7 protein-coding genes are annotated in these 7,986 nt (G+C 52.2%); all 7 read left to right on the top strand.

What is annotated here, in order from left to right; genetic code table 11:
- Nucleotides 1–321 precede the first annotated feature (321 nt).
- The 7 genes from QZR21_RS06695 to QZR21_RS06665 all read left to right on the top strand — a co-directional run bounded on the left by QZR21_RS06695 (nt 322) and on the right by QZR21_RS06665 (nt 7,771).
- The gene (locus tag QZR21_RS06695) at nt 322–1,431 is read left to right on the top strand and encodes a 5-methyltetrahydropteroyltriglutamate--homocysteine S-methyltransferase (protein ID WP_296099702.1); all 1,110 of its coding nucleotides are present in this window, start codon (nt 322–324) and stop codon (nt 1,429–1,431) included.
- Between the two features lie 225 nt (nt 1,432–1,656).
- The gene (locus QZR21_RS06690; RefSeq protein ID WP_296099704.1) at nt 1,657–2,139 is read left to right on the top strand and encodes a peptide-methionine (S)-S-oxide reductase; all 483 of its coding nucleotides are present in this window, start codon (nt 1,657–1,659) and stop codon (nt 2,137–2,139) included.
- A 588-nt stretch (nt 2,140–2,727) separates the two neighbouring features.
- A complete protein-coding gene (locus QZR21_RS06685) occupies nt 2,728–4,125 on the top strand; it encodes an NAD(P)/FAD-dependent oxidoreductase (protein WP_296974515.1) in 1,398 nt (465 codons plus the stop codon).
- Nucleotides 4,126–4,128: 3 nt separating this feature from the next.
- On the top strand, nt 4,129–5,421 hold the full coding sequence (gene purB / locus QZR21_RS06680) for an adenylosuccinate lyase (protein ID WP_296099710.1): 1,293 nt from the start codon (nt 4,129–4,131) through the stop codon (nt 5,419–5,421).
- Nucleotides 5,421–5,639: a hypothetical protein gene (locus QZR21_RS06675; RefSeq protein ID WP_296974511.1), complete on the top strand. Its 219-nt coding sequence runs from the start codon at nt 5,421–5,423 to the stop codon at nt 5,637–5,639. Before purB ends, QZR21_RS06675 begins: the two co-directional genes overlap by 1 nt.
- Nucleotides 5,640–5,666: 27 nt before the next feature.
- Nucleotides 5,667–6,767: an MBL fold metallo-hydrolase gene (locus tag QZR21_RS06670; RefSeq protein ID WP_296099714.1), complete on the top strand. Its 1,101-nt coding sequence runs from the start codon at nt 5,667–5,669 to the stop codon at nt 6,765–6,767.
- Between the two features lie 482 nt (nt 6,768–7,249).
- Nucleotides 7,250–7,771 carry a hypothetical protein gene (locus tag QZR21_RS06665; protein ID WP_296099716.1) on the top strand — a complete coding sequence of 174 codons (522 nt, stop codon included), beginning with the start codon at nt 7,250–7,252 and terminating at the stop codon, nt 7,769–7,771.
- Nucleotides 7,772–7,986: the final 215 nt, after the last annotated feature.

Here is a 7,986-nt window from a genome sequence, read left to right as displayed (position 1 = left end):
CCTATGGAGTCCGAACTACACTTTTAATTGTGTCCTTGACAAGGGGGCCAGTTCAGCGCAAGAAAATAGAAGCGCCGCGAATTTATATATTTTCTTCCCTGAGCCCAGGCGAAAGCCTTTGCCCTGATGCGCATAGCCGTGTCCGCAGGACAGAGCCCTGGCCGAAGGCCACTGCCCGTTCCCCGTGCCTTAACTCCATTCATCTAATTGTAGATATACCTTAAATCTATATCTACGCATATTTTATCTATATTAACGCATAACATCCCTCCTGTGGTAGTATACATGCATCACATCGAAACACCATGAGGAGGAATCATTATGACCCATATACATATACCCTTTAGAAATGATATCGTCGGCAGCTTTCTTCGGCCGAAAGCATTAAAAGAAGGAAGACAGGCCTTTGAGGACGGACAGATTACAGCGGAGGAACTGCGGTTCCTGGAAGATGAGGCCATTGTGGACCTGGTGGAGAAGGAAAAGAAAAACGGGCTCCACGACTTTACGGACGGCGAATTCCGGCGGGCCTTCTGGCACCTGGACTTTCTGGCAGCCCTTACGGGATGCCGCCAGGTATCTGTCAAAGCCTGGTCCGTCCATTTTGAAGGAAAACAGCCGAAGGCTACCACATTCCGGATTGTGGGAAAGCTGGATTTCCCGGAGGACCATCCCTTCCTTTCCCATTTCTGCTTCCTGAAACAGCTGGAAGATAAGGACCACATCGCCAAGATGACCATTCCCTCCCCTTCCATGCTGCATCTCATGACCTGCGTCAGGGAAGAGCATCCGGTGCTTCCGGATATTTATGAGGGCCATGAAGATGTCCTTTTTGACGATATCGTCCGGACCTATCGGAAAGCGGTAAAGGCCTTCTACGACGAGGGCTGCCGGTACCTGCAGTTCGATGATACATCCTGGGGCGAATTCTGCTCGAAGGACAAGACCGATGCCTACCGGGCACGGGGCGTAGATCTGGAGCATATCAAGCAGAAATATGTGGAAGTGCTGAATGATATCCTGGATGAAAAGCCGGAAGACATGACCATCACCATGCATATCTGCCGGGGCAATTTCCGGTCTACCTGGTTTTCCTCCGGCGGCTATGAGCCGGTGGCGGAAGTCCTCTTTGGACACTGCCATGTGGACGGATTTTTCCTGGAATACGACAGTGACCGGGCCGGCGGCTTCGAGCCCCTCCGGTTCATCAATGGCCAGCAGGTGGTACTGGGCCTTGTGACCTCCAAGGCACCGGCGCTGGAGAAGAAAGAAGACCTGAAACAGCGCATCGAAGAGGCATCGAAGTATGTCCCCCTGGACCGGCTCTGCCTGTCCCCCCCAGTGCGGTTTCGCTTCCACGGAAGAGGGAAACCTTCTCACCGAAGAGGAACAGTGGGCCAAAATCCGGCTCATCCGCGAAGTGGCCGATGAGGTGTGGGGAAAATAAAAAGTGGAGCCTCAGCCATGACAGGGCAAAGCAAAAATACTTTCTAAAGATCCCGGTTACCGCTGCAGATTTTTCATTTTCTGCAGCGGTAACTGGCTTTTTTTTATGGGAAACGGTAAAATGGAAAAAGAGAAGGACGAGATGGAATGACGGTGAAGGTACCGGATGCCCTGAAGTCTTAATGCTCAATTCTTTCATCAGGAGGAACTATGAAGACAATATATCTGGCCGGCGGATGCCTGTGGAGCGTCCAGTATTTCATGAAATATATTCCCGGCGTCATAAAAACGGAAGCAGGACGGGCTAATGGGACCACCCATTCCCTGGATGGCCCTTACGATGGATACGCAGAGTGCGTGAAAGTCACCTACGATGAAAAGAAACTGTCCGTACCGGACCTGATGGGATACCTTTTTGAAATCATCGATCCTTACAGCGTTGACCACCAGGGCATGGACCACGGGAAAAAATACCGTACCGGCGTGTACAGCGAAGAGGAAGAACCGCTGAAGGAAGCCCGCCGGTTCATTGCGGCAAGGCCCGATGCAGACAGGATCCGGGTAGAAGTGCTTCCCCTGACCAATTACATTCCCAGTGCCCCGGAACACCAGGACCACCTGGAAAAGCACCCGGAGGACCACTACCTCTGCAGCATTCCCTGGAGTCTTCTGAAGAAGTATAAGAAGGATTGAGTGGATACCCCCAAGCCGCTTAATGGCGGTTTGGCATGCTTACGTATAGAGTCACTGGTATGGAGCTTCTAGGGAAGCGCTGATTAATTCGCAGAGTCAGATTTCATAAGAATTTTTATGCACTGCTTCGTCATAGCTCTCCTTAAATAGCTCGCTATTCGCGTCGAGTTATTCCTCGCATTGCATAAAAATCCAAGAATAAAATCTGACAACGATTTAATCAGTGCTTCCCTAGCTGTTAGCTCTTAGCTTTTAGGAAAACTGATCTGCCTGCGGCGCTTCCCATCGTTGTTTCTGCCAGTCATTCATGCCGCAGGCTGGCCAGCTTTCCTGGCTGCTAAAAGCCAGCAGCCAGAAGCTCCATGCCAGTGGCTCTACACATAGCCATGTAAGACCGTCTATCTATTTTTCTCTTGCTTTTCCCTTCCATTTTCTGTAAAATCAAAAAAGGGATAATCTTTTCAGGTTATCCGGCCCCGGCTGGGGCTTTTTTGTTGCCCAAAACAATGTGGAGAAATCGTGAATTGCACAGTTTCATCCGATTGATTTCTCCCTTATTATCGTATTTCTATCAAATGGGGTGTTTTTATGGCTAAAACCTATGATGTAGTTATTATCGGTGCCGGCCCTGCGGGAATTTTCACGGCACTGGAACTGGCAGATACGGGACTGTCTATCCTGATTCTGGAAAAGGGCTTGGATATCCGGGAACGGATTGCCCTGAATAAAAACCGCATGGCTCCCCCTGCCAGCCGGCGGGCGAATATCGTATCCGGCTGGGGCGGGGCCGGTGCCTTTTCCGATGGCAAGCTGACCCTTACCACCGAATACGGCGGAAACCTGGACGATTATATGAATAAGGGCGAACTGGCCCGTCTCATTGAGTATGTGGATTCGGTGTACTGCAAATTCGGCGGCGCCGGCCGTGCCGTATACGGTGAAGAGCATAAGGAAGAGCTCCATGAACTGAAGCGCCGGGCGGCAGCGGCGGACCTGGCTTTCATCCCCGCCCGCATCCGCCATCTGGGAACCGACGTGAACGGGGAAATCCTTACCCACATGCGGGACAGCTTCCCCTCCAACGTGACGGTAAAGGCAGAATGCCTGGTGGATACGATTCTTGTAAAGAATGGACAGGTGGAAGGCGTTATCGCCGGCGGCGAGACCTACCACTGCAAGTACCTGGTGGCAGCGCCGGGACGGGACGGTGCGGAATGGTTCACGAAGGAAGCACAGAAGCTGGGCCTCCATACAGCTTCCAATGCCGTGGATATCGGCGTACGGGTGGAATCGCCGGCAGAAATCTATGAACCGATTACCAACATCTGCTACGAATCGAAGCTGGTCTATTTTTCCAAGTCCTTCGACGACCGGGTGCGCACATTCTGCATGAATCCCTACGGCTTCGTGGTGACGGAAAACAACAATGGCCTTATGACGGTGAATGGCCATTCCTACGCCCATAAGAGGAGCGGAAATACAAATTTCGCCATCCTCGTGTCGAAGCAGTTTACCCAGCCCTTCCATGAACCCATCGAATACGGCAAGTACATCGCCTCCCTGGCCAACATGCTGGGCGGCGGTCCCATCGTGCAGCGGCTGGGAGACCTTCGGGACGGCCGCCGGTCAACGGCAGAACGGATCCGCCGGGGCCTCGTACAGCCCACCATGCCCTCCGCTACGCCGGGAGATTTATCTTTGGTCTTGCCATATCGCTTCTTAAAGGATATTATGGAGATGTTCGAAGCGCTGGATAAGGTCGCTCCGGGAGCGAACTCCCGCCACACCCTGCTTTACGGGGTGGAAGTGAAGTTCTATTCTTCCCGCATCGAACTTTCAAACCAGCTGGAAACGAAGATTCCAAACTTCTTCGCAATTGGTGATGGAGCCGGCATCACCAGGGGCCTGGCACAGGCTTCCGCCGCCGGCGTTGTTGTGGGCCGGGAAATCTGCGCCCGCATAGGGAAACCGAAGGGAGAAATCTGACAAATGATACCAAGGTACACAAGACCGGTCATGGAAAAAATCTGGAATGAACGGAATGAATGGCAGACCATGCTGAATGTGGAAATCGCAGCCTGCGAAGCCAATGCGGAACTGGGCCGCATTCCGAAGGAAGCGGTGGAAGTCATCAAGGCAAAGGCAGACTTTGATGTAGACCGCATCCATGAAATCGACAGAGAAATCAACCATGACATTATCGCCTTCCTCACCAACGTAGGAGAACACGTGGGAGATGAAGCCAAGTACATCCATATGGGTCTTACCTCCACCGACGTGAAGGATACGGGCCTCAATGTACAGCTGAAACAGGCCTCCGCTGTCCTTCTGGACGACCTCCAGAAACTGGCAGACGTGCTAAAGAGACGGGCTGTAGAATTCAAACATACCCCCACCATCGGCCGTACCCACGGTGTCCATGCAGAACCGACCACCTTCGGCCTGAAGCTCCTGCTCTGGTATTCCGAAACCTTAAGAAACATTGACCGCATGAAACGGGCTGCCGATGAAATGGCAGTAGGCAAACTCTCCGGCGCCGTAGGCACCTATGCCGATATCGATCCCTTCGTAGAACAGTATGTATGCAAGAAACTGGGCCTGAAGCCGGAAATCGTGGCTACCCAGGTCGTACAGCGTGACCACCATGCAGAATACGTGGCTACCCTCGGCGTCATCGCCGGCGTTCTTTCCCAGATGGCCCTGGAAGTCCGCCACCTCCAGAGGACAGAAGTCCGGGAAGCAGAAGAATACTTCAGCCCGAAGCAGAAGGGTTCCTCCGCTATGCCCCATAAGAGAAACCCCGTAAAGTCCGAAAGAATCTGCGGCATGGCCCGCCTCATCCAGGGCTACAGCCTCCCGGCTTTCGAAGATATTCCCCTGTGGCATGAACGGGATATTTCCCACTCCTCCGTGGAACGGGTCATTCTCCCCGATGCCACCATCGCCCTGGATTACATTCTGGACCAGACCACAAACCTCATCGACAAGCTCCTCGTATATCCGGACAAGATGATGACTGACATGAACCTCACCGGCGGCCTCATTTACAGCCCGAGAGTGCTCCTGGCCCTCGTTGCCAAAGGTGCATACCGGGATACCGCTTACCGCTGGGTACAGAGAAACGCCATGAAGCGCTGGCTCCAGGGAGAAGACTTCTACGAAAACCTCTGCAAAGACGAGGACGTAAGAAAGTATCTCACCCCGGAAGAAATCAAAGCCTGCTTCGACTACAAGCCCATGCTGAAGCATGTGGACGAAATCTTTGCAAGATTTGGCCTGTAATGGAAAATAAAAAAATCCTCTCCGTTTGGGGAGGATTTTTTTACCTGTCTGGTGCGGTGATGGACAGAGTCACGAACTTTGAGCTGGATGAAATGATGGGAAAGGGCAGCAGTCTGGGGCAGGGAAGGTGCGGCGCAGCCGCGGAGCCTCAATTCTCTTCACTCAATTCTCAATTCTGCTTTTATATGCACACGTCTGATATGATGAAAAGAGAGTAAATTGGCGATTATAAGAAAGGCCATACCATGCATGTTTTGAAAGTCCTGCTGGCTCTGGTGGTCCTTCTGGGATGTGGAGGATATTGGTTCGTATCCCAGCCCCAGATGGATCCCCTCATCACCGAGGCCAGGAAAAAGAAAATCGAAGCCTCCCCCCACTATGTGAATGGGGAATTTGTGCCGGAACATCCCCATGAATCGATCAGCGTGCCCCTGTCGTTCTGGAAGGAATTTCTTTTCCCCGGGCCGGGAAAAACCATACCGAAAGATGTGATGGTTCATGAAAAGACGGACCTGAAATCCCTTCCTCCCGATGAGGACGTGGTGGTATGGATGGGCCATTCTTCTTTTTACATGCAGCTCCATGGGAAGAAAATCCTCATAGATCCGGTGGCCGCAGAGTATGCATCGCCGGTACCCTTTGTGGATAAAGCCATGGAAGGCAGCAATGTATACAGCGCTCTTGATATCCCCGATGACATCGACGTCATGGTGCTCTCCCATGACCACTGGGACCATCTGGACTACGATTTTGTCCGGGCCATAGAACCGAAGGTCCACCATGTGGTGACGGGCCTTGGAAACGGAGGATACTACGAGAAATGGGGCTATCCCCTCTCGAAAATCCATGAAGAAGACTGGTGGACGCCGGTGGAAATCGATAAAGACCTGACGGTGTGGTTCCTGCCGTCCCGCCATTTTTCCGGCCGCCTGCTGCACCGGAATCAGACCCTATACGGCAGCTTTGCCTTCATCACATCGGACAGGAAAGTATACTACACCGGTGACGGCGGCTACGACGACCGATTTGAAAAAATCGGAGAAAAATTCGGCGGTTTCGACCTGGCCCTCATAGAGGACGGGCAGTATAACAAATACTGGCCCACAGTCCATATGATGCCGGAAGAAAGCGCCAGAGCCGGGGATGATCTCCACGCATTGGCAGTAATTCCCTACCATAACGGGAAATATCCCCTTTCCACCCACAGCTGGAAAGAGCCCTATGAACGTATGGCCGCCGCAACAGAAGGAAGACCCTATGAATTCCTGACCCCTGTAATCGGGGAAAAGGTGGACATAGGAAAGCCTGACCCCTCCCTCCGCCACTGGTGGGAAGAAATGGAGTAGGGGGTAAACAGGATATTCCATTTGAAGTGAAAAGACTGCAAGGTTATTAATGAGGAGTGAGGAGTGAAGGTGCGCCGCATCAGATTAGAAAGCGGCGCGGAGTATTTTAATTTAGCAGTAAAACTGACGAGCTATTTAAGGGGCTTATGACGCAGTATTGCATGAAAATACATGTATAATCAGACTCTGCGAATTAACCAGCGCTTCCCTGGCTTCTAGCTGCCAGGAAAGCTCAGACGCCTGCGGCACAAATGATTGATGATTGATAAAAATATCAGATAGGAAGCGCCGCAGGCGAACCGGTTTTCCTGACAGCTAGCCATGTCTGATATCTCATTAGCGGCAGGTCCGCGGGATGTCTTAACTCTATCCCCAAGCAGGCAGCCCCTTAGAGAAGGGGCGCGGCAAAGCCGCAGGATGGATGCGGCTTTGCCGCTGAACCTCAACTCTCAACTCTACTTTTATACAGAAAGGACGTACCTATGAAAAAAGCAACGCTCTCTCCGGAAGACCAGGTCCGGAGTATCCATTATAAATATGAAATCCCGGAAGAGGAAGTACGGGCACTCCTTTCCCGGGGCATCCGGTTTGGGGAAATCGACCAGGCCGCCCTCCTTTCCTGCCTTACGGACAGGTCCATAGAAGATATCCTGGCCCTGCGGAAAGAAGACCCCTGGGGCGTGATCCGGAAGAAACTGGGCCTCACCGCGGCAGTATATGAAGAGGTCTATCTCCTGCATCGGGCGGACCGGCTACACCGGTTCTACGGCATCGATACGAAGCGGGCTCTGGCACTCCTTGCAGAAGGCTATCCGAACCACTGGATCCGACTGGCCTATCTTCTGGAGCAGCACACCGGAAAAAAGACGGAAGACATCGTCCATGACAGGAAAAAAAGTGAACGGTGGAAGGCCTATGCAGAACGGGTCCTCCATGTGAGTCCCGAAGACTTCACGAAATGGATTGCAGAGACAAGGAATCCCGCCCTGCCGGTGAAAAAATAAAAAATCTCCCTGCCGAAACGGGCAGGGAGATTTTTTGTGCTTACAGATGGAGCATTCGTGCGGGAGCTTTTAGCATCCAGGCAAGCTCTACAACATACTGTATGAATGACTGGTAGAAACAATAGATGGGAAGCGCCGCAGGCAGATCAGTTTTCCTGAAAGCTATAGTAAACGACAAAAATAATTTTATTTAAAGCTGCACAGGGTTCGAAGCT

The organism is uncultured Dialister sp., from assembly GCF_900541605.1.
GTDB lineage: Bacteria > Bacillota > Negativicutes > Veillonellales > Dialisteraceae > Dialister.
Note: the sequence above shows the minus strand (reverse complement) of the source record. Positions and strands in the feature narration are given on the sequence as shown.

Bases quoted from the DNA above. Each gene is read 5' to 3' on its own strand.
- QZR21_RS06665 (WP_296099716.1), top strand. From the start codon at position 7,250: ATGAAAAAAGCAACGCTCTCTCCGGAAGACCAGGTCCGGAGTATCCAT.
- QZR21_RS06695 (WP_296099702.1), top strand. From the start codon at position 322: ATGACCCATATACATATACCCTTTAGAAATGATATCGTCGGCAGCTTT.
- purB (WP_296099710.1), top strand. From the start codon at position 4,129: ATGATACCAAGGTACACAAGACCGGTCATGGAAAAAATCTGGAATGAA.
- QZR21_RS06670 (WP_296099714.1), top strand. From the start codon at position 5,667: ATGCATGTTTTGAAAGTCCTGCTGGCTCTGGTGGTCCTTCTGGGATGT.
- QZR21_RS06685 (WP_296974515.1), top strand. From the start codon at position 2,728: ATGGCTAAAACCTATGATGTAGTTATTATCGGTGCCGGCCCTGCGGGA.
- QZR21_RS06675 (WP_296974511.1), top strand. From the start codon at position 5,421: ATGGAAAATAAAAAAATCCTCTCCGTTTGGGGAGGATTTTTTTACCTG.
- QZR21_RS06690 (WP_296099704.1), top strand. From the start codon at position 1,657: ATGAAGACAATATATCTGGCCGGCGGATGCCTGTGGAGCGTCCAGTAT.